This is a genomic window from Streptomyces sp. NPDC002403 (genome assembly GCF_053593015.1).
Genome location: NZ_JBSFBQ010000023.1, coordinates 57,282 through 83,333, shown reverse-complemented (window position 1 = coordinate 83,333; position 26,052 = coordinate 57,282). Strand labels below are relative to the sequence as shown.

Annotated in this window: 28 protein-coding genes and 1 pseudogene; 1 reads left to right on the top strand and 28 read right to left on the bottom strand. The window is 70.4% G+C overall.

Annotation, left to right across the window (positions count from 1 at the left end; translation table 11 throughout):
* Positions 1-327 precede the first annotated feature (327 nt).
* From ACWCPY_RS24195 to rpsB, 10 genes are all read right to left on the bottom strand, one after another.
* Positions 328-780: an SRPBCC family protein gene (locus ACWCPY_RS24195; RefSeq protein WP_451268127.1), complete on the bottom strand. Its 453-nt coding sequence runs from the start codon at positions 778-780 to the stop codon at positions 328-330.
* Between the two features lie 189 nt (positions 781-969).
* On the bottom strand, positions 970-1,995 hold the full coding sequence (locus ACWCPY_RS24190) for an ABC transporter ATP-binding protein (RefSeq protein WP_451268125.1): 1,026 nt from the start codon (positions 1,993-1,995) through the stop codon (positions 970-972).
* 2 nt (positions 1,996-1,997) lie between these two features.
* The gene (locus ACWCPY_RS24185; RefSeq protein WP_451268123.1) at positions 1,998-3,611 is read right to left on the bottom strand and encodes an ABC transporter permease; all 1,614 of its coding nucleotides are present in this window, start codon (positions 3,609-3,611) and stop codon (positions 1,998-2,000) included.
* 125 nt (positions 3,612-3,736) lie between these two features.
* The gene (locus ACWCPY_RS24180; protein ID WP_451268121.1) at positions 3,737-4,849 is read right to left on the bottom strand and encodes a thiamine ABC transporter substrate-binding protein; all 1,113 of its coding nucleotides are present in this window, start codon (positions 4,847-4,849) and stop codon (positions 3,737-3,739) included.
* Positions 4,850-5,095: 246 nt separating this feature from the next.
* Positions 5,096-6,202 carry a 23S rRNA (adenine(2503)-C(2))-methyltransferase RlmN gene (gene rlmN / locus ACWCPY_RS24175; RefSeq protein WP_072487215.1) on the bottom strand — a complete coding sequence of 369 codons (1,107 nt, stop codon included), beginning with the start codon at positions 6,200-6,202 and terminating at the stop codon, positions 5,096-5,098.
* A 93-nt stretch (positions 6,203-6,295) separates the two neighbouring features.
* Positions 6,296-7,381, bottom strand: a complete 1,086-nt coding sequence (locus ACWCPY_RS24170; RefSeq protein WP_451268119.1) for a phosphatidate cytidylyltransferase — start codon at positions 7,379-7,381, stop codon at positions 6,296-6,298.
* A complete protein-coding gene (gene frr / locus ACWCPY_RS24165; RefSeq protein WP_072487217.1) occupies positions 7,381-7,938 on the bottom strand; it encodes a ribosome recycling factor in 558 nt (185 codons plus the stop codon). The genes ACWCPY_RS24170 and frr overlap by 1 nt, the downstream gene beginning before the upstream one ends.
* Before the next feature lie 179 nt (positions 7,939-8,117).
* Entirely contained in the window at positions 8,118-8,894 is a 777-nt protein-coding gene (gene pyrH, locus ACWCPY_RS24160; protein WP_329815048.1) for a UMP kinase, read from the bottom strand.
* Positions 8,895-9,053: 159 nt separating this feature from the next.
* Positions 9,054-9,890, bottom strand: a complete 837-nt coding sequence (gene tsf / locus ACWCPY_RS24155) for a translation elongation factor Ts (RefSeq protein WP_451268116.1) — start codon at positions 9,888-9,890, stop codon at positions 9,054-9,056.
* A 99-nt stretch (positions 9,891-9,989) separates the two neighbouring features.
* The gene (rpsB, locus tag ACWCPY_RS24150) at positions 9,990-10,892 is read right to left on the bottom strand and encodes a 30S ribosomal protein S2 (RefSeq protein ID WP_451268114.1); all 903 of its coding nucleotides are present in this window, start codon (positions 10,890-10,892) and stop codon (positions 9,990-9,992) included.
* Between the two features lie 277 nt (positions 10,893-11,169).
* Between rpsB and ACWCPY_RS24145 the strand changes: the two are divergent.
* Positions 11,170-11,673, top strand: a pseudogene (locus ACWCPY_RS24145) (peptidoglycan DD-metalloendopeptidase family protein); the annotation flags it as partial.
* 221 nt (positions 11,674-11,894) lie between these two features.
* On the opposite strand, the gene ACWCPY_RS24140 reads toward ACWCPY_RS24145, so the two are convergent.
* The 18 genes from ACWCPY_RS24140 to ACWCPY_RS24055 form a co-directional block, all read right to left on the bottom strand.
* The gene (locus ACWCPY_RS24140; RefSeq protein WP_451268181.1) at positions 11,895-12,461 is read right to left on the bottom strand and encodes a TetR/AcrR family transcriptional regulator; all 567 of its coding nucleotides are present in this window, start codon (positions 12,459-12,461) and stop codon (positions 11,895-11,897) included.
* Positions 12,462-12,579: 118 nt separating this feature from the next.
* On the bottom strand, positions 12,580-13,416 hold the full coding sequence (whiG, locus tag ACWCPY_RS24135) for an RNA polymerase sigma factor WhiG (protein ID WP_329815051.1): 837 nt from the start codon (positions 13,414-13,416) through the stop codon (positions 12,580-12,582).
* A gap of 240 nt (positions 13,417-13,656) precedes the next feature.
* A complete protein-coding gene (dprA, locus tag ACWCPY_RS24130; RefSeq protein ID WP_451268112.1) occupies positions 13,657-14,817 on the bottom strand; it encodes a DNA-processing protein DprA in 1,161 nt (386 codons plus the stop codon).
* Positions 14,814-16,439, bottom strand: coding sequence for a YifB family Mg chelatase-like AAA ATPase (locus ACWCPY_RS24125; protein ID WP_451268110.1), 1,626 nt, complete (start codon positions 16,437-16,439; stop codon positions 14,814-14,816). The genes dprA and ACWCPY_RS24125 overlap by 4 nt, the downstream gene beginning before the upstream one ends.
* Positions 16,439-16,798, bottom strand: a complete 360-nt coding sequence (locus ACWCPY_RS24120; RefSeq protein WP_072487225.1) for a YraN family protein — start codon at positions 16,796-16,798, stop codon at positions 16,439-16,441. The genes ACWCPY_RS24125 and ACWCPY_RS24120 overlap by 1 nt, the downstream gene beginning before the upstream one ends.
* Positions 16,799-16,925: 127 nt before the next feature.
* A complete protein-coding gene (locus tag ACWCPY_RS24115) occupies positions 16,926-17,234 on the bottom strand; it encodes a DUF2469 domain-containing protein (RefSeq protein ID WP_003965949.1) in 309 nt (102 codons plus the stop codon).
* A gap of 64 nt (positions 17,235-17,298) precedes the next feature.
* Complete coding sequence (locus ACWCPY_RS24110; protein WP_451268108.1) at positions 17,299-17,787, bottom strand: NUDIX hydrolase; 489 nt, start codon at positions 17,785-17,787, stop codon at positions 17,299-17,301.
* Positions 17,777-18,520 carry a signal peptidase I gene (lepB, locus tag ACWCPY_RS24105; RefSeq protein ID WP_451268106.1) on the bottom strand — a complete coding sequence of 248 codons (744 nt, stop codon included), beginning with the start codon at positions 18,518-18,520 and terminating at the stop codon, positions 17,777-17,779. Before lepB (ACWCPY_RS24105) ends, ACWCPY_RS24110 begins: the two co-directional genes overlap by 11 nt.
* A gap of 52 nt (positions 18,521-18,572) precedes the next feature.
* Entirely contained in the window at positions 18,573-19,388 is an 816-nt protein-coding gene (lepB, locus tag ACWCPY_RS24100) for a signal peptidase I (RefSeq protein ID WP_451268179.1), read from the bottom strand.
* Positions 19,389-19,929: 541 nt separating this feature from the next.
* The gene (gene lepB / locus ACWCPY_RS24095) at positions 19,930-20,820 is read right to left on the bottom strand and encodes a signal peptidase I (protein WP_451268177.1); all 891 of its coding nucleotides are present in this window, start codon (positions 20,818-20,820) and stop codon (positions 19,930-19,932) included.
* Entirely contained in the window at positions 20,729-21,817 is a 1,089-nt protein-coding gene (gene lepB / locus ACWCPY_RS24090) for a signal peptidase I (protein ID WP_451268104.1), read from the bottom strand. Before lepB (ACWCPY_RS24090) ends, lepB (ACWCPY_RS24095) begins: the two co-directional genes overlap by 92 nt.
* Positions 21,810-22,580 carry a signal peptidase I gene (gene lepB / locus ACWCPY_RS24085; RefSeq protein ID WP_451268102.1) on the bottom strand — a complete coding sequence of 257 codons (771 nt, stop codon included), beginning with the start codon at positions 22,578-22,580 and terminating at the stop codon, positions 21,810-21,812. Before lepB (ACWCPY_RS24085) ends, lepB (ACWCPY_RS24090) begins: the two co-directional genes overlap by 8 nt.
* Before the next feature lie 45 nt (positions 22,581-22,625).
* On the bottom strand, positions 22,626-22,976 hold the full coding sequence (gene rplS, locus ACWCPY_RS24080; protein WP_329815060.1) for a 50S ribosomal protein L19: 351 nt from the start codon (positions 22,974-22,976) through the stop codon (positions 22,626-22,628).
* Positions 22,977-23,104: 128 nt separating this feature from the next.
* The gene (gene trmD, locus ACWCPY_RS24075) at positions 23,105-23,926 is read right to left on the bottom strand and encodes a tRNA (guanosine(37)-N1)-methyltransferase TrmD (protein WP_451268100.1); all 822 of its coding nucleotides are present in this window, start codon (positions 23,924-23,926) and stop codon (positions 23,105-23,107) included.
* Positions 23,926-24,507, bottom strand: coding sequence for a ribosome maturation factor RimM (gene rimM, locus ACWCPY_RS24070; RefSeq protein WP_451268098.1), 582 nt, complete (start codon positions 24,505-24,507; stop codon positions 23,926-23,928). Before rimM ends, trmD begins: the two co-directional genes overlap by 1 nt.
* A gap of 79 nt (positions 24,508-24,586) precedes the next feature.
* Positions 24,587-24,826 carry an RNA-binding protein gene (locus ACWCPY_RS24065; protein WP_005311361.1) on the bottom strand — a complete coding sequence of 80 codons (240 nt, stop codon included), beginning with the start codon at positions 24,824-24,826 and terminating at the stop codon, positions 24,587-24,589.
* Between the two features lie 2 nt (positions 24,827-24,828).
* Entirely contained in the window at positions 24,829-25,272 is a 444-nt protein-coding gene (rpsP, locus tag ACWCPY_RS24060; RefSeq protein WP_093545055.1) for a 30S ribosomal protein S16, read from the bottom strand.
* Positions 25,273-25,429: 157 nt separating this feature from the next.
* The gene (locus ACWCPY_RS24055) at positions 25,430-26,023 is read right to left on the bottom strand and encodes a hypothetical protein (RefSeq protein WP_030928573.1); all 594 of its coding nucleotides are present in this window, start codon (positions 26,021-26,023) and stop codon (positions 25,430-25,432) included.
* Between the last annotated feature and the right edge of the window lie 29 nt (positions 26,024-26,052).

The window sequence follows — 26,052 nt, the reverse complement described above, 5'->3', positions numbered from 1 at the left end:
GCACGCCGCCGGACCGGGGCCGGTCCGGCGGCAGCTACCTGGCACGACGACGTGGACAATCCGGACAGCACCGGTCCCCCGCCCGTCCCCGAGACCGAGTCGCTCGCCGCATTCGACGCGGCGGTCGCCCCGGGGACGCTCGGCGGCCACCGGGTCCAGTCCGCCGACCTGACCGACCGCGGCGCCGCCCTGCCGGCCGCCGACACGGCCGGCGCCGTCTTCTCGCCGGGCGGTTCGGATCCGGTGGAGTCCCGGATCGCGCTCGTGGACACGGCGGACGAGGCCCAGGGGCACTCGCCCGGCGGTCGGCGGCGCAGGGCCGCCCGGTCAGAAGGACGCGAGCCGGGCCACCAGCGCGTCGAAGAAGGCCTCCCAGCCGTCCTCGGCCGCCGCGTACTGCTCGGGCGTGAGGTTGCCGCCGCGCTGCCGGAAGACCAGCTCGGTGGTCCTGTCGCCGCGGTCGGTGAAGGTGGCGGTGATGATCTCGCCGTCGCTGCCGGCGGGCGCGGAGGCGTCCTTCATCGTGAGCACCAGCCGCTCGGGTGCCACCACCTCCCGGTAGACCCCGTGGAACGGCATCTCGGTGCCCGGCACCACCATGACCAGGCTCCAGTCGCCACCGGGCCTGACGTCCATCGACACCCGGTCGAGCGGCACCTCGGCGTCGCCGCCGAACCAGGCCGCGAAGTGCTCGGGCGTCGTCCAGGCCTCGAAGACCCGTTCCCGCGGGGCGTCGAGGATGCGGGTGATGTCGATGCCCTCGCGTGCTGACTCGGTCATTGTCCCTGTCCTTCCCGGAGTCGTTCCGGATCTGCCGCACACCCCCCGGGGGCTGCCCGCGAAGACGTGCCGAAGGACCCCGGGGGCGGCCGGAACCGCGCTCCGGGGCATCAGGCAATCGTCCGGCCGGCGGCCGGTTCCCGCGACCGGGGCCGTCCCCTGATGATCCGGTGCGGTGAACGCGCCCGGTCAGAAGCGGGCGGGCAGCACGACGGTCTCCGCCGCGTCGAAGCCCGCCCCGACCGCCGCGCCCTCCTCGGGCGCGTCCCGCAACGCGCACTCCGCCTCCAGGACCGGACCGCGCTCCGGCATCAGCCGTACGGCGACGTGATTGCCCCGGAACGTACGTGTCCCGACCACGCAGCGCAGCCCCTCGTCCGGGGCGCCGATCCGGACCCCGGCCGGACGCACCAGCAGGTCGCACGCCCCCTGCGGCGAGCCCGCGGGCACCGGCACCCCGCCCCACACCGTGTCGGCGACAGCACCGGTCACCGTCGCCTCGACCACGTTGTCGAAGCCGAGGAACCGGGCGACGAACGCGGAGGCGGGCCGCTGCCAGACCTCCAGCGGGGTGCCCGCCTGGGCGATCCGTCCGTCGCGCATCACCACCACCCGGTCGGCGAGGGCGAACGCCTCGCCCTGGTCGTGCGTGACCGCGAGCACTGTCGTGCCCAACTGCCCGAAGAGCGTACGCAGTTCGACGACGAGCCGTTCACGCAGACCGCGGTCGAGCTGGCCGAGCGGCTCGTCCAGCATCAGCAGCTTGGGGCGCGGGGCAAGGGCCCGCGCGAGGGCGACGCGCTGCTGCTCGCCGCCGGACAGCGCGGCGACGGCACGCCGTTCGGCGCCGGGCAGGCCCACCAGGTCGAGGAGTTCGCCGACCCTGCGCTCCTGGTCGCGGCGCGACACCCCGTGCATCCGCAGCCCGAACGCGACATTGGCGCCCACGTCCCGGTGCGGGAAGAGCTGGTGGTCCTGGAACATCAGGCCCAGACCGCGCCGGTGCACCGGCACCCCGGCCTGGTCGGTGCCGTCCAGCAGCACCCGTCCGCTGTCCGGCGGGTGCAGTCCGGCGACCACCCGCAGCAGAGTGGACTTGCCGCTTCCGCTCGGCCCGAGCACACACACGGTCTCGTGCTCGGCGACTTCCAGGTCCACCGCGTCGAGCGCCGCCCGCTCGCCGAAGCGGACCGTGGCCGATTCCAGTGTCAGCATCTCTAGAACTCCCCGGACCGGTCCGTGCGGATACGTTCGAGCAGCAGCAGCGAGACGGCGCAGACCACCATCAGGATGGTGCTGAGGGCCATCGCCTGGCCGTAGTTGAGCTCCCCGGCCCGCCCCAGCAGCCGGGCCACGGCGACCGGCAGCGTCGGGCGGTCGGGCCGCGCGATGAAGACCGTCGCGCCGAACTCGCCGAGCGAGACGGCGAACGCGAAACCGGCCGCTACCAGCAACGCCCGCCGCACCAGCGGCAGATCGACCTCGCGCCAGGCCCGCAGCGGCGACGCCCCGAGCACCGCCGCCGCCTCCCTCAGCCGCCCGTCCACCGCGCGCAGCACGGGCAGCATGGTCCGTACGACGAAGGGCACACCGACCAGCGCCTGGGCGAGCGGCACCAGGATCCAGGAGGTCCGCAGATCCAGCGGGGGCTTGTCCAGCGTGATCAGGAAGCCGAAGCCGACGGTGACCGCGGACACTCCGAGCGGCAGCATCAGCAGCGCGTCGAAGCCGCGCACGAGGCGCCCGGCACGCCGGGTCAGCGCCGCGGTGGCCAGCCCGCCGATGACGAGCGCGATGGCCGTCGCGACCAGCGCGTACTGCAAGGAGTTCCAGATCGCTTCGAGCGGCGCGACCAGGAACGTACCGCCGCCCGCGTCCACGGACGCCAGGGCGCGGTAGAAGTCGAGACCGTGCCCGCCGCCGGTGTCGAAGGAGCGCTCGACGAGCACCCCGAGCGGCAGCAGGATCAGCAGCAGTACGGTCAGCAGAACCCCGCAGAGCAGTGCCCATTGCCCGGCGCCGCGCGGCCTGCGCGCGGTCTGCGCCGGGTCGACCAGCTTCAGCGCGGTCTCCCGGCGCCGTGCGGTCCACGCGTGCACGGCGAGGATCGCGCCGACCGCGGCGAACTGCACCAGCGTCAGCACGGCGGCCGTCGGCAGGGCGAGCAGCTGCGCGGTCTGCCGGTAGATCTCCACCTCCAGCGTGGAGAAACCGGGACCGCCGAGGATCTGCACGACACCGAAGGAGGTGAAGGTGAAGAGGAAGACCATCAGCGCGGCCGCGGCCACGGCGGGCGCGAGGGCCGGCAGGGTGACCCGCCGCCAGGCGGCGAACCGTCCCGCACCCAGCACCCTTGCGGCCTCCTCCTGCCGGGGGTCGAGCTGGGCCCACAGCCCGCCGACCGTCCGCACGACCACCGCGTAGTTGAAGAAGACATGGGCGAGCAGAATCGCCCAGACGGTGGTGTCGAGCCGTACGCCCCAGAGCTCGTCGAGGAATCCGCCGCGCCCCAGCAGTGCCAGGAAGGCCGTGCCGACGACCACGGTCGGCAGGACGAACGGCACCGTGACGACCGCCCGCAGCAGTTGTTTGCCGGGGAAGTCGAAACGGGCGAAGACATAGGCGCCGGGCAGCGCGATCAACAGGGTCAGCGCGGTCGAGGCGAGCGCCTGCCAGCTGGTGAACCAGAGGACCTCGCGGATGTCCGGCCGGGTCAGCACCTCGCCGATCCGGCCGAACTGCCAGACGCCGTCCGCCTTCAGGCCCCGGCCGACGATCGCGGCGACCGGGTAGGCGAAGAACAGCGCGAAGAACGTGAGGGGCACGGCCATCAGGCCGAGCCGCACCGCGCTCCCGCGCCGGGCCTTCGCACGAGCACCCCGCGCCCGCGAAGGCCGGACCGACCGGTCGCGGGCAGCCTTCCCGCCCGCGTCCGGTCCGCGTACGGGGGTCTTCGTTACTTCACTACGAGCGAGGACCACGACTGGACCCACTGCTCACGGTTCTTGGCGATGAGGTCCGGGGCCACGGTCGTCGGCCTGTCCACCGTCGCGCCGAACTTCGTGAAGAGCTCAGGCAGCTTCGCGTCCTTGGTGACCGGGTTCACGAACATGTTGAGCGGCATGTCCTCCTGGAACTTCTTGCTGATCAGGAAGTCCAGCAGGGCCTTGCCGCCCGCCTCGTTCTTCGCACCGTCCAGCAGGCCGGCGAACTCGATCTGCCGGAAGCAGGTCCCGGTGGCGACACCGGTGGGTGCCTCGGCCGGCTGCGGCTTCGCGTACAGCACCTCGACGGGCGGGCTGGAGGCGTACGAGACGACGAGTGGCCGGTCGGCCTTGGCCTTCTTGCCGCCCGCGGAACCGGAGAACTCCTCGTTGTACGCCTGTTCCCAGCCGTCGACGACCTTGACGCCGTTGCTCTTCAGCTTCTTCCAGTAGTCCTGGTAGCCCTTCTCGCCGTAGGCGGCGACGGTGCCGAGGAGGAAACCGAGGCCGGGCGAGGACGTTCCGGCGTTCTCGGTGACGAGGAGGTTCTTGTACGCGGGCTTCGCCAGGTCGTCGAAGGACCGCGGCGGCGCGAGCTTCTTGTCGGCGAAGTACTTCTTGTCGTAGTTGACGCAGATGTCGCCGGTGTCGATCGGAGTGACCCGGTGCTTGTCCGCGTCGAGCCGGGTGTCCGCCGCGACCCGGTCGATGCCCTTCGCCTCGTACGGCGTGAAGAGGCCGCTGTCGAGGGCGCGGGAGAGCAGCGTGTTGTCGACGCCGAAGAACACGTCGCCGCGCGGGGAGCCCTTGGTCAGGATCTCCTGGTTGAGCGCGACACCCGCGTCGCCGCTCTTCAGCACCTTGACGGTGTAACCGGTCTCCGCGGTGAACTCCTTCAGTACGTCCTCGGAGGCGTTGAAGGAGTCGTGGCTGACGAGGGTCACGGTCTTGGAGCCCGAGCCCTTCGTGGAGCCGTCTCCGGCGGACCGGTCGCCGGAACCGCCGCACCCGGCGAGTGCGGTGACGCCGAGCGCGGCGACGGCGGCCGATGCCGCGAGCTGCCTGGTCCTGCGCGTGGTGCTCATTGTGGATTCCTCCTGGGTTTTGGCCAGGAAGAGACGCGGCCCCGCCCGCGGAGAAGCGGGCAGGGCGCAACAGCATGAGTTGATGACCGAACTTCCTACCCGGAATGACCCGGGCGAGGTTCAGAGGGTCTGCGGCCGACCTGTCCTCGGTGCCGCACTCTCAGCGCTGTGGCGCTCCCCTGTCGGAATATGAAGTTGATTTCGGGCCCAGGCTACACGGGCTCCCGGGCCCGTCCGGGAGTGGCCTCAGCGCTCGGCCGCCGCCAGCTGCCCGCAGGCTCCGTCGATCTCCTGGCCGCGGGTGTCCCGCACCGTCACCGGCACCCCGTGGGCCGCGATCGCCTCGACGAACGCCTTCTCGTCCTCGGGCCGCGAGGCGGTCCACTTGGAACCGGGCGTGGGGTTCAGCGGGATCAGGTTGACGTGCACCCGCTTGCCCTTGAGGAGCCGGCCGAGCCGGTCACCGCGCCATGCCTGGTCGTTGATGTCACGGATCAGCGCGTACTCGATGGAGATGCGGCGACCGGACTTCTCCGCGTACTCCCACGCGGCGTCCAGCACCTCGCCCACCTTCCAGCGCGTGTTCACGGGAACGAGGGTGTCGCGCAGCTCGTCGTCCGGCGCGTGCAGCGAGACGGCGAGACGGCACTTGAAGCCCTCGTCGGCGAAGCGGAGCATCGCAGGCACCAGGCCCACCGTGGAGACGGTGATCCCGCGCTGCGAGAGCCCCAGCCCGTCCGGCTCGGGGTCGGTCAGCCGGCGGATCGCGCCGACCACCCGGTTGTAGTTGGCCAGCGGCTCGCCCATGCCCATGAAGACGATGTTGGAGAGTCGCGCCGGCCCGCCGGGGACCTCGCCGTCGCGCAGCGCCCGCATCCCGTCCACGATCTGGTGGACGATCTCGGCGGTCGACAGATTGCGGTCGAGACCGGCCTGCCCCGTCGCACAGAACGGGCAGTTCATCCCGCATCCCGCCTGGGAGGAGATGCACATCGTCACCCGCTCCGGGTAGCGCATCAGGACGGACTCGACGAGCGTCCCGTCGTGCAGCTTCCAGAGCGTCTTGCGGGTGGTGTCGTCGTCGCAGCTGATGTGGCGGACCACGGACATCAGATCGGGGAACATCGCCTCGGCGAGCTTGTCCCGCGACGCGGCCGGGATGTTGGTCCACTCGGCCGGGTCGTGCGCGTACCGCGCGAAGTAGTGCTGCGAGAGCTGCTGGGCGCGGAACGGCTTCTCGCCGATCGCGGCGACGGCTTCCTTGCGCTCGGCGGGCGTGAGGTCAGCGAGGTGCCGCGGCGGCTTCTTGGCTCCGCGGGGCGCGACGAAAGTGAGTTCTCCGGGCTTAGGCATGGTTCATCCAGTGTCGCAGACGGAACAGTGAGGGCCCGCCGTCCTGTGGACAGCGGGCCCTCACTCAAAGAAACGCAGGTCAGCGCCGTGATCTCAGCCGGAGCCGACGAACAGCACCAGCAGCAGCCAGACCACCGGGGCGGTCGGCAGCAGCGAGTCGAGCCGGTCCATGATGCCGCCGTGCCCCGGCAGCAGCGTGCCCATGTCCTTGATCCCGAGGTCCCGTTTGATCATCGACTCGCCGAGGTCGCCGAGCGTGGCGCTGGCCGCGACGGCGAGCCCGAGCAGCAGCCCCTGCCACCAGGAACCGCCGTCGATCAGGAACTGCATGCACAGCGCACCGGCCACCATCGCGAAGGCGATGGCCCCGAACAGACCCTCCCGGGTCTTTCCGGGGCTGATGCGCGGTGCGAGCTTGTGCTTCCCGAAGCGCCAGCCGACGGCGTACGCACCCGTGTCGCTGACCACGGTCAGCAGCAGGAAGGTGAGCACCCGCTGCGGCCCGTCGTCGGCGGCCAGGAGCATGGCGACGAACGTGGCGAGGAACGGCACGTAGAACGCCGCGAACACACCGGCCGTGACGTCCTTGAGGTAGCCCTCGGGCGGCTCGGTCATGCGCCAGACGAGGACCGCGAGCGCGGTCAGCGCCATCGCCACCCAGGCGCCTTCGGCGCCCTTCGCGTAGCCGGCGACCACCATCGCCGCGCCGCCCACCGCCAGCGGCACGAGCGGCGCCTTGATGCCCTTGCGCTCCTGGAGCCGGGAGGTCAGCTCCCACAGGCCCACGACGACGGCGACGGCGACGACACCGACGAAGACGTCCTTGACGATGAACAGCGAGGCGACGATGACGGCGCCGAGCCCCACACCGACCCCTATGGCGGCTCGCAGGTCACGGCCCGCACGTTTCTTCTGCGGGGGCGGCGGCGCGGTGGACATGGGCTCCTGCGGCTTCTCGTCACGGAACAGGGGGCCGCCGCTCAGGCGTCCGGCCCCCTGGTCCCGGTCATCACGGTCGTCAGCGTCTCTACCTGCGTCGGGATCGTCCGGCACGATGGGCATGGGCCGAGTCTGCTGGGCGTCATGCACATCGTAAGCAGGACCCGCCGGGGCAGCCCGCATCTCGGGCGCACCCCAGCGACCGGCTCCCTGCGGGGCGCCCCAGGAAGAGTCGTTCATCAGACTTCGAGCAGCTCGGCTTCCTTGTGCTTGAGCAGCTCGTCGACCTGCGCGACGTACTTCGCGGTGGTGTCGTCGAGCTCCTTCTCGGCGCGACGTACCTCGTCCTCGCCCGACTCCTTGTCCTTGACCAGCTTGTCGAGGGTCTCCTTGGCCTTGCGGCGCACGGCGCGGATGGAGATCTTGGAGTCCTCGGCCTTGCCCTTGGCGACCTTGATGTAGTCGCGGCGGCGCTCCTCGGTGAGCTCCGGGAAGGTCACCCGGATGATGTTGCCGTCGTTGCTCGGGTTGACGCCGAGGTCCGAGTCACGGATCGCCTGCTCGATGTTGCGCAGCGCGGTCTTGTCGAACGGCGTCACGACGGCCATACGCGGCTCGGGCACCGAGAACGAGGCGAGCTGGTTGATCGGGGTCAGCGCGCCGTAGTAGTCGGCGACGATCTTGTTGAACATCGCGGGGTGCGCACGGCCGGTACGGATCGCGGCGAAGTCCTCTTTCGCGACGACGACGGCCTTCTCCATCTTCTCCTCGGCCTCGAGGAGGGTTTCTTCGATCACCACGTGCTCCTGCGTGTCTTGAGTGGGCCCGTCGTGCCCGGGCCCGGCGGATCCTGCGTCGCGTCCTCACCTGCACGGTGTCCGACCGGCAGGCCGTTGTCCATCCTTCGGGGCCGGTCCCGGGGATGACCCCGGGGGCCCGGACCTTCCCGTGGTACTCCGGGAAGGTCCCCCGGTCCTCAGACCCGGGTGCTCCGGTCACTCACGAGCGTGCCGATCTTCTCACCCTTGACCGCGCGGGCGATATTGCCGGTGGCGGTGAGCTCGAAGACGAGGATCGGCAGGTCGTTGTCGCGGCAGAGCGTGATGGCGGTGGCGTCGGCGACCTTGAGATCGCGGGCGAGAACCTCGCTGTACTCGAGCGCGTCGAACTTCACCGCGTCGGGGTTGCTCTTCGGGTCGGAGTCGTAGACCCCGTCCACCCCGTTCTTGCCCATCAGAAGGGCCTCTGCGTCGATCTCCAGGGCGCGCTGGGCTGCGGTGGTGTCGGTGGAGAAGTAGGGCATCCCCATGCCGGCGCCGAAGATGACGACGCGGCCCTTCTCCAGATGGCGCACGGCGCGCAGCGGGATGTACGGCTCCGCGACCTGCCCCATGGTGATGGCGGTCTGGACGCGGGAGTCGATGCCTTCCTTCTCCAGGAAGTCCTGGAGCGCCAGGCAGTTCATGACCGTGCCGAGCATGCCCATGTAGTCGGACCGGGCCCGGTCCATGCCGCGCTGCTGGAGCTCGGCGCCGCGGAAGAAGTTGCCGCCGCCGATGACGACCGCGATTTCCGCGCCGTCACGGACGACCGCCGCGATTTCCCGGGCGATGGCGTGTACGACGTCGGGGTCGACACCGAGACCCCCGCCGCCGGCGAACGCCTCTCCGGACAGCTTCAGCATGAAGCGTCCGGGCACCTTGCCGTCGTCGCGCTTGTGGTCACCTTTTGCGGCGTCCGCGCCCTTGTTCATGGAGATTCTCCTCGTGCACATACGAAGAAGGCCATTGCCGGTGGGTCTGGTGTCCCTCAGCGGCAATGGCCTCCTCGTCAGATCTGCGGTCGTACGGCGTGAGTGCGGCCGACGACTGCACTAGACCCTATCGGGGCCCACCGTTGTTCGCGGACGGACTCAGATGCCGACCTTGATGCGCGAGAAGCGCTTCAGGGTGACACCGGCCTCGTCCAGGACCTTCTGGACGGACTTCTTGTTGTCCAGCGCGTACGGCTGGCCGAGGAGGGTGGCCTCCTTGAAGAAGCCGTTGACGCGACCCTCGACGATCTTCGGGAGCGCGGCCTCGGGCTTGCCCTCGGCGCGCGTGGTCTCCTCGGCGACGCGGCGCTCGGCCTCGACGACCTCGGCCGGGACGTCATCACGGGACAGGTACTTCGGGGCGAACGCGGCGATGTGCTGCGCGATGCCCTTGGCCAGCTCGGCGTCGGCCTTGTCCAGCTCGACCAGAACACCGATCTGCGGCGGCAGGTCGGGCATGGTGCGGTGCATGTACGCGGAGACGAACGCGCCGGAGAACTGCGCGAAGCGGTCCAGGACGATCTTCTCGCCGAGGTTGGCGTTGGCCTCGTCGACGTACGCCTGGACGGTCTTGCCGGCCTCGATCTCGGAGGCGAGCAGCGCCTGGATGTCGGCCGGGGAGGTGGCGGCGACGTGCGCGGCGAGGGTGTTCGCGACGTTCTGGAACTTCTCACCCTTGGCGACGAAGTCCGTCTCGCACTTCAGCTCCAGCAGAACACCGGACGTCTGGTCCTCGGAGATGAGGGAGACGACGGCACCGTTCTCGGCAGAACGGCCTTCGCGCTTGGCGACGCCCTTCTGACCCTTGATACGGAGCGCCTCGACGGCCTTGTCGACGTTGCCGTCGGCCTCGTCGAGCGCCTTCTTGCAGTCCATCATGCCGGCGCCGGTCAGCTCGCGGAGCTTCTTGACGTCAGCGGCGGTGTAGTTCGCCATGAGTCTGTGTTTCTCTCTCGAAGTCTGAAAGATCTACGGGTGAACGGCGGGGGCGGTGCTTGTGGCACCTACCCCCGCCGTCTTCAGCCGTGACGGGTGTCAGGCCTGCTCGGCGTCCGCGGCCGGAGCCTCGGCAGCAGCCTCGGCGGCGGGGGCCTCGGTGGCCTCGGCGTCCGCGACCTTCTCGGTCTCGGCGGAGGTCTGCACCTCGGCGTCGGCCTTCTTGTCGCCCTCGAGCAGGTCGCGCTCCCACTCGGCGAGCGGCTCGCCGGCGGCCTTCTCGCCCGGCTTCGAGTCACCGGTGGCGGCACCGGAACGGGCGATGAGGCCCTCGGCGACGGCGTCGGCGATCACGCGGGTGAGCAGGGTGACGGAGCGGATCGCGTCGTCGTTGCCCGGAATCTTGTAGTCGACCTCGTCGGGGTCACAGTTGGTGTCGAGGATCGCGACGACCGGGATGTGGAGCTTGCGCGCCTCACCGACGGCGATGTGCTCCTTCTTGGTGTCGACGATCCAGACGGCGCTCGGCACCTTCTGCATCTCGCGGATACCACCGAGGGTCTTCTCCAGCTTGGCCTTCTCGCGGGAGAGGACCAGGAGCTCCTTCTTGGTGAGGCCGGAGGCGGCCACGTCCTCGAAGTCGATGAGCTCGAGCTCCTTCAGACGCTGAAGGCGCTTGTAGACGGTGGAGAAGTTGGTGAGCATGCCACCGAGCCAACGCTGGTTGACGTACGGCATGCCGACGCGCGTCGCCTGCTCGGCGATGGCCTCCTGGGCCTGCTTCTTCGTACCCACGAACATGATGGAGCCGCCGTGGGCGACGGTCTCCTTGACGAACTCGTAGGCGCGGTCGATGTACGACAGCGACTGGAGCAGGTCGATGATGTAGATGCCGTTGCGCTCGGTGAAGATGAAGCGCTTCATCTTCGGGTTCCAGCGACGGGTCTGGTGACCGAAGTGGACGCCGCTTTCCAGCAGCTCCCGCATCGTGACGACGGCCATGGCCGTACTCCTTGAGGTGCTCGGTTGTCGCGACCGCAGGATTGCTGTCGCGCCTGACGCCCCGACGCGCCGTGCCACTGGGGACCGAGGAGCGCGGCCACCGTCCGCAGAGAGGGAGGTGGCGGGGCGTGCGAAGTCGACCCGGTGACCCGGATCGCCATAGGAAGTGTACGGGACGGCCCGGGTGCCGGGTGACGGCGCTGTCCACAACCGGCCGGTTGTCCACAGATCCGGTTCGTGATCCCCGCGGATCGTGGGGCTGCGGGACGGTTCTGCCATGCGATGCACGACTGATCCGAGCTCAACCGATCCGGCCGCTTCACCGGAGCCCGCCTCCCTTCGTCTGCGGGAGGTGCTCGTGGTGGCGGTGGTGGCCCTGCTGGCGGCCGTGTGCGGCCCGTCGGCCGCCACCGCACGGGCACCGGCCCCCGCCCCCGTTCCGGCACCGGCCCTCGCACCGGCGCCGGACGGCGACCGGGCCTGGCCGCTGGCGGGGCGGCCTGCGGTCGTACGGGGATGGGAGCCCCCGGCCGGCCCCTACGGACGGGGGCACCGCGGCGTCGACCTCACCGCGGAGCCGGGGGCTGCGGTGCTCGCCGCCGCACCGGGACGGGTGTCGTTCGCGGGGCGGGTGGCGGGGCGCGGAGTGCTGGCGATCGAAGTGGCCGGCAGCGGCGATCCGCCGCTTCGGACCACGTACGAACCGGTGCGCACTCTCGTCGCGAAGGGCGAGAAGGTGACGGCGGGGCAGGTGGTGGCCGTCGTGGAGGCGGGACCCTTCCACTGCACGTCGGGCTGTCTGCACTGGGGGCTGCGGCGCGGTGACACCTATCTGGATCCGCTGTCGCTGCTGCCGCCCTCGCTGCTGCGGCGGGGCCCGTCCCGGCTGCTTCCGGTGTTCGGGGTGCCCGAGCCCGAGTCCGGGCGAACGGCGACGGGGACCGGGGACGGGCTCGCCGCCCCCGGCGTTCTGCTCGCGCTCACCGCGACGCGGCGGCCGCGTCAGCCCTGTGCGCCCTGCACGCCTCGGAGAATCATGGCGACGGCGGTGTCCGCGATCACGGACGGCTCCTCGGCCACGGCCAGTTCGATACGTCGCACCGCGGCGTCCACGGAACCCTGGAGCAGCATCGCCGCCAGTCTCGGCTGGGCGTGGCCCAGGTCGCCGAGTGCCTCGACGATCATGGCGATCAGCCCGCCGTGCGCGGCCCTGATCTTCTCGCGCGCCCCGGCGTCCAGCTCGCTGGCCGAGATGGCGACGACCGCCCGGTGGCGGCGGTCCCCGACGAGATCGAGCTGTCGGCGCACATAGGCCTCGATCTTGCCCTCGGGTGTGGTGGCCTGCTCCATCGCGTTCTCGACCTCGGCCGCCCAGACGGGGAAGTCGACGGCGCAGAGCTCTTCGACCACGGCCGCGCGGGAACGGAAGTACTCATACACGGAGGACCGGGCGAGGCCCGTGCGTTCGGCGAGTGCGGGGAAGGTCAACGCCTCCGTACCGCCCTCGGACAACAGGGAGCGTGCGGCGTCCAGGAGGGCGCCGCGCTGCATGGTCCGGTGCTCGGCCACCGAGGCCGCTCGAATCCTGGGCACGTGTCCACTCTACGGCGACCGGTGTTCGAGAGGACGGGGACGGCCCCGATCCGTGGCCGAAGCGGCCGGGACCGGCACCGGCCGTGAGCGGCTCTCAGCGCCCGGCGTCGGCCAGTTTCGCACGCAGCTGGAGCACCGATTTGGTGTGGATCTGGCTGACCCGGCTCTCGGTGACGCCGAGCACGTTGCCGATCTCGGCGAGAGTGAGGCCCTCGTAGTAGTAGAGCGTCACGACCGTCTTCTCGCGCTCCGGGAGCGTGTTGATGGCCCGGGCGAGCAGCCGTCTGAGCTCGCGGTCCTCGGCGACCTCCACCGGATCGTCGGCGGCGGTGTCCTCCAGCGTGTCCATCAGGCTGAGCCGGTCGCCGCCCTCGCCGCCGACATGCAGCAGTTCCTCCAGCGCGACCACGTTCGCCAGCGACAACTGGCTGAAAACCGCGTGCAGTTCCTCCAGCGCGATACCCATCTCCGCGGCGACCTCCGCCTCGGAAGGGGTGCGCCGCAGCTGCGCCTCCAGCGTGGCGTAGGCGCGCTCCACGGCCCGCGCCTTCTGGCGCACCGAGCGCGGGATCCAGTCCAGCGCCCGCAGTTCGTCGATCATCGCGCCGCGGATGCGGGTGATCGCGTACGTCTCGAACTTGATCGCGCGCTCGATGTCGAACTTCTCGATCGCGTCGATCAGTCCGAAGACCCCCGAGGAGACGAAGTCCGCCTGTTCGACGTTGGAAGGCAGGCCCACGCTCACCCGGCCCGCGACGTACTTCACCAGGGGTGAGTAGTGCAGGATCAGCTGCTCCCGCAGCCGCTCGTCGCCCGTGGACTTGTACGAACGCCACAACTCGTCGAGCGAGGAGGGCGCAGGGGGGCGCACAGTGCCACGCGCAGCCGGTGGTACTGCCGCGCGGTCAGACCCGGAGGTGTGCTGGGGCATGTGGTGCCTTGAGCCGTTCTGCCGTGAAGTGCTGGGACGTATGTCTGAGTCGGAATCCTTGTGAGCGTAGCGTGACTGTGATGTCGCGGTCCGCGCAGGATAGGGGATCGACGCCGTGCGATTCCGGCCGGTCCGGCATGGCTGGGATCCGGAGCCGTCGCCGCGTGCGCCGGCCCCGGAGGCGTCACTGAAGGATCCGCCGAGGTCATCTGCATCACCTTTTCACCCGAATGCTCCAGGTCAAGTACCGCCTCGCCGCGCGTCGCCGTTGCAAGTCGACCGCGGCGTCAACTGCCATCCATCGCCATCCCGTTCGACGAACCCCAGTGAGTGCAGTTCGTACAGCCTGCCGAGCGCCTCGTCGGTGCCGGTTCCGGCCGTGCGGGCCACATCCCGCCCGCTGACGGAGCCCCGGTACGGCAGTGCGTCGAGGACTCTGGCGGAGACCGCGTCCAGCAGGTCCCGGGGGTGCACGGGGCCTCGTCTGACCGGAGCCAGTTCGCCGATGTCCCCCACCAGTTCGGCGACTTCCGAGGCGTCGGTCACCAGGACGGCCTCTCCGCGCAGGAGTTCATGGACCCCTGCTGACAGCCCGCTGGTGGCGGGGCCCGGCACGCCCATGGTGAAGCGGCCCAGCCGCTGTGCGCAGCGCGCGGTGACCAGTGAACCGCTGCGGTATTCGGCCTCGACCACGACCGTCCCGCGCGTCAACGCGGCGATGACCCGGTTCCGTAGGATGAATCTGCTGCGGGTGGGATGATCGGACGGCGGCAATTCGCCGATGACGAGCCCCTGTTCCGCGATTCGCCCGATCAGTTCGGCGTGTCCCCGGGGGTAGGGGACGTCCACCCCGCAGGCCAGTACCGCCGCCGTCGCCCCGCCGACGGCGAGCGCGCCCCGGTGCGCCGCCCCGTCGACCCCGAACGCGGCTCCCGACACGACCACCCACCCCAGCTCCGCGAGTCCCGCGCCGAGGCCGGCCGCCATGTGCGATCCGTAGGGCGTGCAGGCGCGGGCGCCCACCACGGCGACCGAGCGCAGCGCCCAGAGCCGCAGATCGCGGGGACCCCGCACCCACAGGCCGGTCGGTCTGGCGTCCGCGAGGTCGTCGAGCTGGGTGGGCCATTCCCGGTCCCCGGGACAGATGAACCGCCCGCCGAGCGCGCCGACCGCCGAGAGGTCCTGCCCGGGGTCGGCGCCTTCGGCCCGCAGCCGGTATCCGGCGAGCCGTTTCGGGGTCATTCCGCTCAGCTGCTCCGCCGTGCCGTCCCGAGTGGTGATCCGCCGCATGAGCTCGACGGCACCGCACTCGCGCAGCCAACGGCCGCCGCGCTCGTCCCCCGGCTCGAAGATGCGGGTCAGGGCGGCCCGCGCCAGCCGCTCCTGACCGCTCACCATCATGACGCCCCCGTGCTCGTCAGGGCGCCCCGCGGGATCCCGGTCCGCAGTTCCAGCGCCACCGCGACGTCGGAGGCGTCCGGGCAGTCGGCGCCGCGCAGATCGGCGACCGTCCACGCCACCCTGAGCACCCGGTCCAGGCCCCGTGCGGTGAGCAGGCCCCGCTCCATGTCCCGTTCGGCTTCCATGAGCGCGCCCGGTGCCGCAACCAGTCTGGTCCGCAGCTCATGGCCGGGCACCTCGCTGTTGGAGGACCACGCGGTACCCGCCAGCCGGTCCGCAGCCCGGGCCCTGGCCTCCCGGACCCGGGCCGCGACGCAAGCGGTCGGCTCACCCCGGCCGCCCTCCCCCATCAGGTCCTGGCGCCTGACCGGATCGACGACCACCCGCAGATCCACCCGGTCGAGCAGTGGCCCGGAGAGTCGTGCCTGGTAGCGCCTGACCGCCGACGGCGGGCATTCGCAGCCGGCCCCGCCGAGGCCGTGCCGGCCGCACGGGCAGGGATTGGCAGCCAGCACCATCAGGAATCTGGCGGGCAGCCGCACCACCCCGGCGCTGCGTGCCACCACCACGTGCCCCGATTCCAGCGGCTGGCGCAGCGCGTCCAGTGCCCGCACGGAGAATTCGGGCGCCTCGTCCAGAAAGAGAATTCCCCGGTGGGCCAGCGAGACCGCACCAGGCCTCGGCAGCCCGTTGCCCCCGCCGACCAGCGACTGCATCGTCGCCGAGTGATGGGGCGCGCAGTAGGGCGGCCGGGCGACCAGTGGCTCCCCCGGCGGCAGGATGCCCGCCACCGAGTGCACCGCGGTCACCTCCAGGGACTCCTTCCTGGTCAGCGCCGGAAGGATCGCCGGCAACCGCTCGGCCAGCATGGTCTTGCCTGCGCCCGGCGGACCCGAGAGCAGCAGATGGTGACCGCCGGCCGCGGCGACCTCCAGAGCCTTGCGGGGCCGCTCCTGCCCCGCCACGTCCGCCAGATCGGGTGGATTGCCCTCACCCTGACCGGCCCCGCGGGCGAGCCCGGCCCCGATGCCCGCACCGGGCACCATCAGCCCGGCCAGCATGGTGTCGGGGCGCCCCTCGTCGTGGGCCTCCCGCTCGTCGGGCACCGGCTCCTCGCAGAGCACGGCGATCAGCTGCCGCAGGCTCCGTACGCCGAGGACGGAGACGCCGGGCACCAGCGCCGCCTCCCCCGCGGTCTGTTCGGGCACGACCACCTGCCGGTATCCGGCCTCCGCCGCGGCGAGCACGGCGGGCAGCACTCCACGCACCGGCCGCACCCGGCCGTCCAGCCCGAGTTCACCGATCATCACCACATCGGCGATGGACGCCGGATCGATCCGCTCGGCCGCCCCCAGCACCGCGCAGGCGACGGCCAGGTCGAACCCGGAGCCGCCCTTCGGCACGGAGGCCGGTGACAGGCCCACCGTGAGCTTCTTCTGCGGCCACTCGGCCCCCGAGTTCGCCACCGCGGCCCTGACCCGGTCCCGGCTCTCCACCAGGCTCTTGTCCGGCAGCCCCACCAGGGTGAACGCGGCCACCCCCGCCTCCAGGTCCGCCTGGACCTCCACCACCACGCCCTCGACGCCGACGAGTGCCACCGAGCACGCCCGCGCGAACCCCATCAGGCCACCCCCCGCGCATGCTCGGCGACGGGCGCTCCGCGCCTGGGCAGCACCACTCCGACCAGGTCGATCCGGACCCCGCCGGGCGGCGGACCGCCGTGCCGGTCCAGCCAGATGCCGGCCAGCCTCCGCAGCCGCTCCGCCTTGACCGGCGTGACGGCCGCCATCGGGTGCTCGAAGGCACCCGCCCTGCGGGTCTTCACCTCGCAGACCACGAGTGCGTCGCCGTCCATCGCGACGATGTCGATCTCACCGGCGCGACAGCGCCAGTTCCGCTCCAGTACGGACATGCCGGACTCGGCCAGCAGCCGCACCGCCAGATCCTCGCCGTACCGCCCGAGTGCCCCCCGTGCGTTCATTTCGGCACCACCTCCGGGACCGACTCTGACGCGTCCGGTCCCGGCTTGTGGATCTTGGTGGACAACTCCGGGTTTGTGGATAACCCGGCCACCCGGAAGTGCGAATCACTCCCTTCCCGGAGTGGGCTCAGCCACCCGGAAGTTCGAGATCGCTCTTGTTGAGCTCCTCGATGTTGACGTCCTTGAACGTCAACACGCGTACCTGCTTGACGAACCGCGCGGGCCGGTACATGTCCCAGACCCAGGCGTCCGCCATCGATACTTCGAAGAACACCTCGCCCTGGACCGAGTGCACCTGCATCTCGTAGTCGTTGGTGAGGTAGAAGCGCCGTTCGGTCTCGATCACATATTTGAACAGACCGACGACATCTCGGTACTCCCGGTAGAGCTTCAGCTCCATCTCGGTCTCGTACTTTTCGAGGTCCTCGGCGCTCATTGGCATGTTCCCCTTCAGCCGTGCGTCCCCCCATTGTGCGCCAGGCCCCGGGCCCCCCGGGCGCTTAGGCGATTTCGGGGTCCAGAACCAGTGGCGTACGCGGAGGACCCTCGTCGAGCAGCGTGCGCAGCAACTCGGCGAGCCTGGTCGGGTACACCGTCTCACGGGCCGCCGACAGTTCGGCGGAGGTCCACCACCTCAGACCCGCGACACTGCGCTGCTCCAGCCCGGTCAGCCCACTGGTGTCGGTGGCGGTCTGCGTCGTACGTGCCAGGAAATACCACTCGTCCTGGTCCCAGCGGCGTCCGTCGAACGGGAACGAGCACATCCGCTGCCAGAGGAGGGGGCCCAGCTCGACACCGGTGATGCCGGTCTCCTCCGTCAGTTCGCGCAGCGCGGCCTGCTCCCGGGTCTCGTCGCCCTCCAGACCGCCGCCGGGCGTGAACCACCAGGTGCTCTGTGGATCCCCGGGCTCGAACCCGTGGATCAGGAGGATGCGGTCGTCGGGGTCCAGGAGCACCACACGGGCGACCTTCCGCTTCTCAACGCGCACCGGCAGGCTCCTTTCCGCGCCGCTTCCGGGCGGACCGTGCCGCGATGGGGCCGTATGCCGCGCCGCCCAGGATGAGCACCACGCCCACGAGCACGGCGCCGAGCTGAAGCCGCAGCGGCCCGGGCGACGACACCCCGCCGGGGAGGGAGGCGAAGGCCCGCGGACGCTCGACCATGCCGTTCATGGGCCAGGCGACGGCATCCACCCGGGCCTGAACCGCGTCGCGGGGGACCGAGCCCTGTCCCGCGTCGTCCAGGTGGACCCGGGAGTCCAGTGAGGAGGTGCGTTCGTCGCCCAGGAGGAAGAGCTTCCCCTTGGGTACCTCCGCCGTGAAGCGCTGGACCGAGGCGAGGCCCTTCGCGTGCAGATACGGTTCATCAATGGGCTTGCCGTTGACGGTGAGCCGACCGTCCTTCCCGCAGCAGGCGATCCTGTCGCCGCCTATCCCGACGACCCGCTTCACCATCGGCAGGTTGGCGTCCCACACGGGATCGGTGAAGACGACCACGTCGCCGCGGTGCACCTCGCTCCCGTCGATCCGCTGCGCGAGTATCCGGTCCCCGGCGTGCACCGTCGGGGTCATCGACTGGGTCGGCACGGTGTACGGCTTGTACACCACCGCCCCCCAGGCGAACCCGCCGAGGAAGAGCACACAGCCGACGGCCACGGCCAGCCCCGACAGCATGCTGCCGAGCCGGCCGTGACCGTCGCCCGTACGTCCTTTTCCGCTCATCCCAGCGTCCCCCCACCTCGGAGATCGACAATCGCTGATCCGAGTCGGCACCCTACCCGGCAGTACGCCCGCTGGTCAGCCTTCTGCGGCGCAGCAGTACGAGGGGCAGCGCACCCGCCACGCCGAGTGCCCCCGGGGCCAGGGCCGCCGCCGCGCCGATCCCCGGCTGGTCGAAGGTGTCCGGGACCTGCAGGGTCGCCCAGCGGTTGATGGGCCATGCCACCACCACGGCCCGCCCCACGACATCGTCGACGGGCACGAAGCCCTTGGTCGCCTCGTCGGTGTGATAGCGCGAGTCCAAGGAGTTCTGCCGGTGGTCGCCCATCACCCAGATCTTGCCGTCGGGCACCTTGAACGGCCCGAAGGGCTTGTCGTCGCACGCCGAGTTGCCCGGGAAGATGTACGGCTCGTCGAGCGCCTTCCCGTTGACCTCGACCGGGCCGCCCTTCGCGCACTGCACGGTGTCGCCGCCGACCGCGATGACCCGCTTGATCAGGTCCTTCTCCTTGGACGACGGCATCAGGCCGATGAAGCTCAGGAAGTCCTGCACCACGTTCGTCTCGGGGGTCGGCTCCCCGGCCAGCCAGTTGTCCGGATCGTGGAAGACCACGACCTCGCCGCGCTCGGGCTCCGAGCCGAACCAGGGCGTCAGCTTGTCCACCATCACCCGGTCGCCCCGCTGGAGCGTGTTCTGCATCGAGTCCGAGGGGATCGAGAACGCCTGCACCAGGAACGTCTTGATCAGCAGCGCGAGAACCAGCGCGATGACGATCAGCAGCGGCAGCTCCTTCCAGAAGGGACGCTGCTTCCTGACCTTCGCGCCGCCCTCGTCCCTGTCTCCGTCCCCGTCCTGGCCCGGTGCCTCCACCGGCGGACCGGAGACGGACTCAGCGGACTGGTCGGGCCCCTTCGCGGGCTCTTCGTGTCCAGGTCGTGCACCGGCAGCCACGTCACTCACATCCAGTCCTCACTCTGCGCCCAGGCGTGCTCCAGGGCCCTGTCCGTTCAAAGGCCCACTGCCCCGAACAACGAGCGGGAGTTCCGCAGCGCTCCTGCGTCCCCGACCGCTTTGCCGGCGTGCCACTGGGCATCCCCGGCCTCCCACCGACAACCGCCCTCCGGTTGCTCGGCGTGCTCGCCGAGCAACCGGAGGGCGGTTCTTCCGTACCGTCCGGCTGGAGCCGATACCACCGATCCCACCGTGGACGGGGGGGCGGCCGGGGCCGGCCTGGACGGAGATCTTCACACTCTGCGCAGCTGTACTGGTCGGCCGTCAAGATCCTATGGAGAACACCCGGTGGGCATCCGCGCATTTACTCGATCTTGCCGATGCCTTGGTCGCAATGACATCAACGACATCACCCACCCCGGCGATCGCCGTGATCCAACGGATCATGGCGGACCATCAGTCACTGCTGCCGACCGGAAACCAGGCCGGCTCGCCTGCGTCGCAGGAGCACGATCGGAATGGCTCCGGCGATGCCGATCGCACCGGGCGCCGCGGCCATCGCCGCGTTCAGGCCCGGCTGGTCGAAGGTCTTCGGGACGGGCAGGGTCGCCCAGCGGTTGATCGGCCACGCGACGACGATGGCCCGGCCGACCACCTCGTCGTTGGAGACCGTCCCGTTGCCCGGCAGTTCCTGGTGGTAGCGGGAGTCGCGGGAGTCCTGTCGGTGGTCGCCCATCACCCAGATCCGGCCCTCGGGCACCTTGAGCGGGCCGAAGGGCGCGTCGTTGCAGGGGGTGTTGCCGGGGAAGATGAACGACTGCTCGTCCAGAGCCTTGCCGTTGACCACGACCGGGCCGTTCTCCTTGCACTCCACCGTGTCGCCGCCGATGGCGATGACCCGCTTGATCAGGTCCTTCTCCTCGACGGACGGCATCAGCCCGATGAAACTGAGGAACTTCTGGACCACATTCGGATGGACCTCCGGGGTCTCGTCCAGCCAGCCGCCCGGGTCGTGGAAGACCACGACCTCGCCGCGCTCGGGCTCCGAGCCGAACCAGGGCGTCAGCTTGTCCACCAGCACCCGGTCGCCCCGCTGGAGCGTGTTCTGCATCGAGTCCGAGGGGATCGAGAACGCCTGCACCAGGAACGTCTTGATCAGCAGCGCGAGAACCAGCGCGATGACGATCAGCAGCGGCAGCTCCTTCCAGAAGGAGCGTGGCTTCCCCGGCCGTCTGCCGCGGCCGTCCGGGGTGTCGCCGTCACTTCCCGCGTGGCCCGTCGCCCCGGCATTGCCCGAATGATCCGGCCGGTCCTCGGGTTCTTCGTGTCCGGATCGTGCGCCGACGGCCAAATCCCCCACATCCACTCCTTATTCCGTGCCACCGCCTGCGCCCTAGCCGGTGCAGGCCCACCATTCCCATAACGAGCGGAAGTTCCGCAGGGGTCGGGAGAGGACTCATTCCGTTCGGTTCCCGGGACGACACACTATTCGACGGGCCCCGCGCGGCGGCTGTCCCGGCGCGCGCGTCCGGGACCTGACCGAAGGTCGTCGGCTTCTCCAGTTTTCGCCAGTGGCCGAAGGGCCAGGCGATCACGACGGCCCGTCCCACGACCTCGTCCTCGGAGACCGTGCCGTGTTCCGGCTCGTCCAGGTGATAGCGGGAATCGGCGGAGTCGGACCGGTGGTCGCCCATCACGAAGATCCGGCCCCGCGGAACCTTTACCTCGAATTTGATGAGGGAGGGAGGGTTCCCCGGATAAAGATAGGGCTCGTCGAGCGGTACGCCGTTGACGCTGATCCGGCCGTCCTTGCCACAGCACTTCACCGTGTCGCCGCCGACCGCGACCACCCGCTTGATCAGGTCCTGTTCGTCGTCGGAGGGCAGCAGCCCGATGAAGGTCAGCACCTCCTTCGCCTGCTTGACGCCGACGGGGGACTCCTTCTTGCCGGCGTTCTCCTGCTTCAGCCAGCGCCCCGGGTCCTTGAAGACGACGACGTCGCCGCGCTCGGGCCTGGATCCGAACCAGGGCGTCAGTTTGTCCACGAGCACCCGGTCACCGATCCGGATGGTCTGCTCCATCGATCCCGAAGGGATCACGAAGGCCTGCACCAGGAAGGTCTTGAGCACGAGCGCGATGAGCAGCGCCACGAGGACGAGCAGCGGGATCTCCCGCGCGGCGGCCCCGCGCCGCCGTCGGCGGACCTTGCGGGCCAGTTTCCGACGCTCCGCCCTGGTGGGCAGCGAACGCGCGGCCGTCGGCCCGGTTCCGGACGCGGGCACCCCGGTACCGGACGGCGGTATTCCCGGGCCGGACGGCCCGCGCCGTCCGCGGCCGCGGTTACCCATGACCCCCGCCCGGCGCCCCCACGGCGGGGAAGGCGGCACTGTCCGGCAGCGAGCCCACCCGGCTGGGCGGCCAGCCGATCCAGTCCACCCTGCCGATCACCATGTCGACGGGGACCATGCCGCCGCCCGGCTCCCCCAGGTGGTCACGCGAGTCGCGGGACTTGCTCCGGTGGTCGCCCATCACCCACAGCGTGCCGTCGGGGACGACGATGTCGAAGCGGACCCCGGAGGCCGCGTCCCCCGGGTACAGATAGCCCTCGGCGACCGGCCGGCCGTTCACCTCGATCCGGCCCCGCCTGTCGCAGCAGACCACCCGGTCGCCGCCCACGCCCACCACCCGCTTCACGTAGTCGGTCTCGATGGGCTCCGCGAGGCCCAGGGACGCGGCCACCGAGTGCATCAGACCGGTGACGGGATTCGTCCGCGGGGGCTCCCGCACAAAGGATCCGGTGCCGTCGAAGACCACCACGTCGCCGCGTTGCGGCACGGAGCCGGAGCGGTAGGCCAGTTTGTTCACCAGCACCCGATCCCCCACCCGCAGCGTGGGCTCCATCGAGCCGCTGGGGATCAGGAAGGGCTGCACCACGTAGTTGCTCAGGAGCAGTACGAAGACCGCGCAGACGGCGCCGAGCGCCGCGGTCCGGCGCCAGGTCATCGGGGCGGCCGGCCGGTCCGGGATACGCGAGGAGCGCGACCCCTCCTCCGGCGCCGTTGCGGGTGCGGAGGAGCGATCGCGCTCCGTGGGCTTTGCTTCCGTGTCCATCGGGGCCAGAGCCTATCCGGCCGTCCTGTGGACCTGGGAGTCAGCTCAGTTGTCGCGCTTCTCCTTGATCTTCGCGGCCTTGCCGCGCAGCTCACGGAGGTAGTACAGCTTGGCGCGACGGACGTCACCGCGGGTGACGAGCTCGATCTTCTCGAAGATCGGGCTGTGCACCGGGAAGGTGCGCTCGACGCCGACGCTGAAGGAGACCTTGCGGACCGTGAAGGTCTCGCTGACGCCCGAACCCTGGCGACGGATGACTACGCCCTTGAACTGCTGGATACGGGAGCGGTTGCCCTCGATCACTCGGACGTGGACGTTGACGGTGTCACCGGGGCGGAACGACGGGATGTCGGTGCGCAGCGATGCGGCGTTGACGCCATCGAGCAGGGAAGCCATGTTGTCTGCTTTCTTCGCCGATGCCACAGGTCATCGACGGGAGATAGTGAGAAATGGGGGTGCTGATCGCGTCGGGCGGACGTCGTTCCCCCTGTGGCAGGGGCGTACGCCGGACGTACAGCAGCGGCCTATTCTTCCACGGCCTCGGGCCTGCGCCAAAATCGGCCACCGGGCTCGGGTGCCCAGCCGAGGATGGAGAGCATCTCTCGGTCCTTCTTGTCGAACCCCGCGGCGTCGCAGCGCTCGATCAGATCGGGCCGGTTGAGGGCGGTGCGACGGAACGCCTCGTCCCGGCGCCAGCGGGCGATCCGCCCGTGGTGACCGCTGAGCAGCACCTCGGGGATCTCCCGGCCGCGCCACTCGGGCGGCTTGGTGTAGACGGGCCCCTCCAGCAGATCGGCCATCGCGCCCGGGGCGAAGGAGTCGTCCCGGTGCGATTCGGCGTTGCCGAGCACCCCGGGCAGCAGCCGGGCGACCGCCTCCGTGATCACCAGTACCGCGGCTTCCCCGCCGGCCAGCACGTAGTCGCCGATGGACACCTCGATCACCGGCATCCGGGTGGCGTACTCGTCCATCACCCGCCGGTCGATGCCCTCGTAGCGGGCCGGCGTGAAGATCAGCCACGGCCGCTCGGAGAGCTCGACGGCGAGCTCCTGGGTGAACGGGCGGCCGCTCGGCGTGGGCACCACGAGCACCGGGGAGTGCGCCCCGGCCTCGTATCCGCCGGCCAGGGCGTCGTCCAGCGCCTCGCCCCACGGCTCGGTCTTCATGACCATGCCGGGACCGCCGCCGTACGGGGTGTCGTCGACGGTGTTGTGCCGGTCGTACGTCCAGTCGCGCAGGTCGTGCACATGGACGTCGAGGCGCCCGCGCGCGCGGGCCTTGCCGACGAGGGAGACGTTCAGCGGTTCCAGGTACTCGGGGAAGATCGTGACGACGTCGAGACGCATCAGGCGTCCTTCCCGGCCGCGGGGGCCCCGTCGTCGCCCTCGTCGTCCCGCGCGGAGGCGATCACGGCCTGGCTCGCGTCGATCAGGCCGGGCGGCGGGGTGATCACCGCGCGCTGCTCGGCCAGATCGATCTCGGTGACGATCTCCTCGACGAACGGGATCATCACCTCGCTGCCGTCCGGCCGCTCGACGATGAAGAGGTCCTGGGACGGCAGGTGCGTGATCTCGGTGATCCGGCCGACCTCGGTGCCGTCGGCGAGGACCACGTCGAGGTCCATGAGCTGATGGTCGTAGAACTCCTCGGGGTCCTCGGGGAGTTCCGCGGGGTCGACCTCGGCGATCAGGAGCGTGTTGCGCAGGGCCTCGGCAGCCGTACGGTCGCGTACGCCCTCGAAGCGCAGCAGCAGCCGTCCGCTGTGCACCCGGCCGGTCTCGATCGTCAGCGGTCCGGCGCCCGCCGGTTCGGTGGCGAGCACGGCCCCGGGCCCGAGCCGCAGCTCCGGCTCGTCCGTACGGACCTCGACGGTGACCTCGCCCTTGATGCCATGGGCACGGCCGATCCGCGCGACTACCAACTGCACCTTGTGTCTCTCCTGTCGTACGACGACGGGCCGGGGCGGGCGCATGGCCCTCCCCGGCCCGTGCCGGTGTTCAACTCTGTCAGCGAACCTGATCCACATCGACGAGGTCGACGCGGATGCCACGGCCGCCGATGGCGCCCACGACGGTACGCAGCGCGCGTGCGGTGCGACCGTTGCGGCCGATCACCTTGCCGAGGTCGTCGGGGTGGACCCGGACCTCCAGCACGCGACCACGGCGCAGGTTGCGCGAGGCGACCTGCACATCGTCAGGGTTGTCGACGATGCCCTTCACGAGGTGCTCGAGAGCCTCCTCGAGCATGCTCAGGCCTCGGTCGACTCGGCGGGCGCAGCCGCGTCAGCAGCCTCGTCCGCCTTCTTGTCGGCCTTCTTCGCCTTCTGCGTGATGGCCTCGCCCTTGGACTCGTCGCCGCCGTCCTTGGTCAGAGCCTCGAACAGGGCGCGCTTGTCGGCCTTGGGCTCCGGCTGCAGCAGCGGCGCGGGGGCCGGAAGACCCTTGTGGGCCTGCCAGTCACCGGTGAGCTTCAGGATCGCGAGAACCGGCTCGGTCGGCTGGGCGCCGACGGACAGCCAGTACTGCGCACGCTCCGAGTTGACCTCGATGCGCGAGGGGTTCTGCACCGGGTGGTACAGGCCGATCTCCTCGATGGCCCGGCCGTCACGGCGGGTACGGGAGTCGGCGACGACGATGCGGTAGTGAGGCGAACGGATCTTGCCCAGACGCTTCAGCTTGATCTTGACTGCCACGGAAGTGGTGTCTCCTGGTCTATGACGTGGTTGGGCACAACGAAGATGCCACGTGGGGTTGCGGTACTCGGGTGCCCGATGGACGCGTCAGCCGGAGGAGAGAGGGGTCCTGTGCGACTGTCGAGTACAGCTAGCCATTGTGCCACACCGCGTCGGGTCACCCCACCGCGACTGCGGCTTCCGGGATTCGGAAGGGCTTCCCGCAGCCTCCGCAGACGATCGGCGCCTGCGCCAGGACCGACGGGACGACCCGCACATTGCGTCCGCAGTCGCAGACGGCCTTGACGCGGACCCCTCCACCGGAGGAGCCGTGCCGGGCGGCCGGCCCGCGGAAGGAACGCTTGGTGTCGGCGGCGGTGGCGACGGTATGTGCCTTGAGGGCGCGCTGCAGCCGCTCGATCGTCGGGCGGTACCGGCGCTTGGCCTCGGGATTGAGGGTGACGAGCGAGAAGCCGCTGCTGGGGTGGGGCTCCTCGGCGTGGTCGAGGCCCAGCTCCTCGGCGATCGCGAGGAATCTGCGGTTGTGGTAGCGGCCGGCGCGCGAAGTGTCGCGGACGCCTCGCGCGGCGGCGATGCCATGGACTGCCTCGTGCAGCAGTCGCTCGAAGGAGAGCTCGGCGCCGCAGGCGGACGAGGACTCTCCGATCAGGGACTCGGGCGCGGCAAGATCAGGCAGCTCGGGGTGGTACCGCTGAATGTCGGCCCACGCCTGTGCCAGCTCTGCGGCAAGTACAGGTGGTGTCGTGCTCACGTCGTGACAACGAGCACGAGTGCCCCGGT

Coding starts and splice junctions, on each gene's coding strand:
- ACWCPY_RS24195 (WP_451268127.1), bottom strand. CDS start 780: ATGACCGAGTCAGCACGCGAGGGCATCGACATCACCCGCATCCTCGAC.
- ACWCPY_RS24190 (WP_451268125.1), bottom strand. CDS start 1,995: ATGCTGACACTGGAATCGGCCACGGTCCGCTTCGGCGAGCGGGCGGCG.
- ACWCPY_RS24185 (WP_451268123.1), bottom strand. CDS start 3,611: ATGGCCGTGCCCCTCACGTTCTTCGCGCTGTTCTTCGCCTACCCGGTC.
- ACWCPY_RS24180 (WP_451268121.1), bottom strand. CDS start 4,849: ATGAGCACCACGCGCAGGACCAGGCAGCTCGCGGCATCGGCCGCCGTC.
- rlmN (WP_072487215.1), bottom strand. CDS start 6,202: ATGCCTAAGCCCGGAGAACTCACTTTCGTCGCGCCCCGCGGAGCCAAG.
- ACWCPY_RS24170 (WP_451268119.1), bottom strand. CDS start 7,381: ATGAACGACTCTTCCTGGGGCGCCCCGCAGGGAGCCGGTCGCTGGGGT.
- pyrH (WP_329815048.1), bottom strand. CDS start 8,894: ATGAACAAGGGCGCGGACGCCGCAAAAGGTGACCACAAGCGCGACGAC.
- tsf (WP_451268116.1), bottom strand. CDS start 9,890: ATGGCGAACTACACCGCCGCTGACGTCAAGAAGCTCCGCGAGCTGACC.
- rpsB (WP_451268114.1), bottom strand. CDS start 10,892: ATGGCCGTCGTCACGATGCGGGAGCTGCTGGAAAGCGGCGTCCACTTC.
- whiG (WP_329815051.1), bottom strand. CDS start 13,416: ATGCCCCAGCACACCTCCGGGTCTGACCGCGCGGCAGTACCACCGGCT.
- dprA (WP_451268112.1), bottom strand. CDS start 14,817: ATGATGGTGAGCGGTCAGGAGCGGCTGGCGCGGGCCGCCCTGACCCGC.
- ACWCPY_RS24125 (WP_451268110.1), bottom strand. CDS start 16,439: ATGGGGTTCGCGCGGGCGTGCTCGGTGGCACTCGTCGGCGTCGAGGGC.
- ACWCPY_RS24120 (WP_072487225.1), bottom strand. CDS start 16,798: ATGAACGCACGGGGGGCACTCGGGCGGTACGGCGAGGATCTGGCGGTG.
- ACWCPY_RS24115 (WP_003965949.1), bottom strand. CDS start 17,234: ATGAGCGCCGAGGACCTCGAAAAGTACGAGACCGAGATGGAGCTGAAG.
- lepB (WP_451268106.1), bottom strand. CDS start 18,520: ATGAGCGGAAAAGGACGTACGGGCGACGGTCACGGCCGGCTCGGCAGC.
- lepB (WP_451268104.1), bottom strand. CDS start 21,817: ATGGGTAACCGCGGCCGCGGACGGCGCGGGCCGTCCGGCCCGGGAATA.
- lepB (WP_451268102.1), bottom strand. CDS start 22,580: ATGGACACGGAAGCAAAGCCCACGGAGCGCGATCGCTCCTCCGCACCC.
- rplS (WP_329815060.1), bottom strand. CDS start 22,976: ATGGCTTCCCTGCTCGATGGCGTCAACGCCGCATCGCTGCGCACCGAC.
- trmD (WP_451268100.1), bottom strand. CDS start 23,926: ATGCGTCTCGACGTCGTCACGATCTTCCCCGAGTACCTGGAACCGCTG.
- ACWCPY_RS24065 (WP_005311361.1), bottom strand. CDS start 24,826: ATGCTCGAGGAGGCTCTCGAGCACCTCGTGAAGGGCATCGTCGACAAC.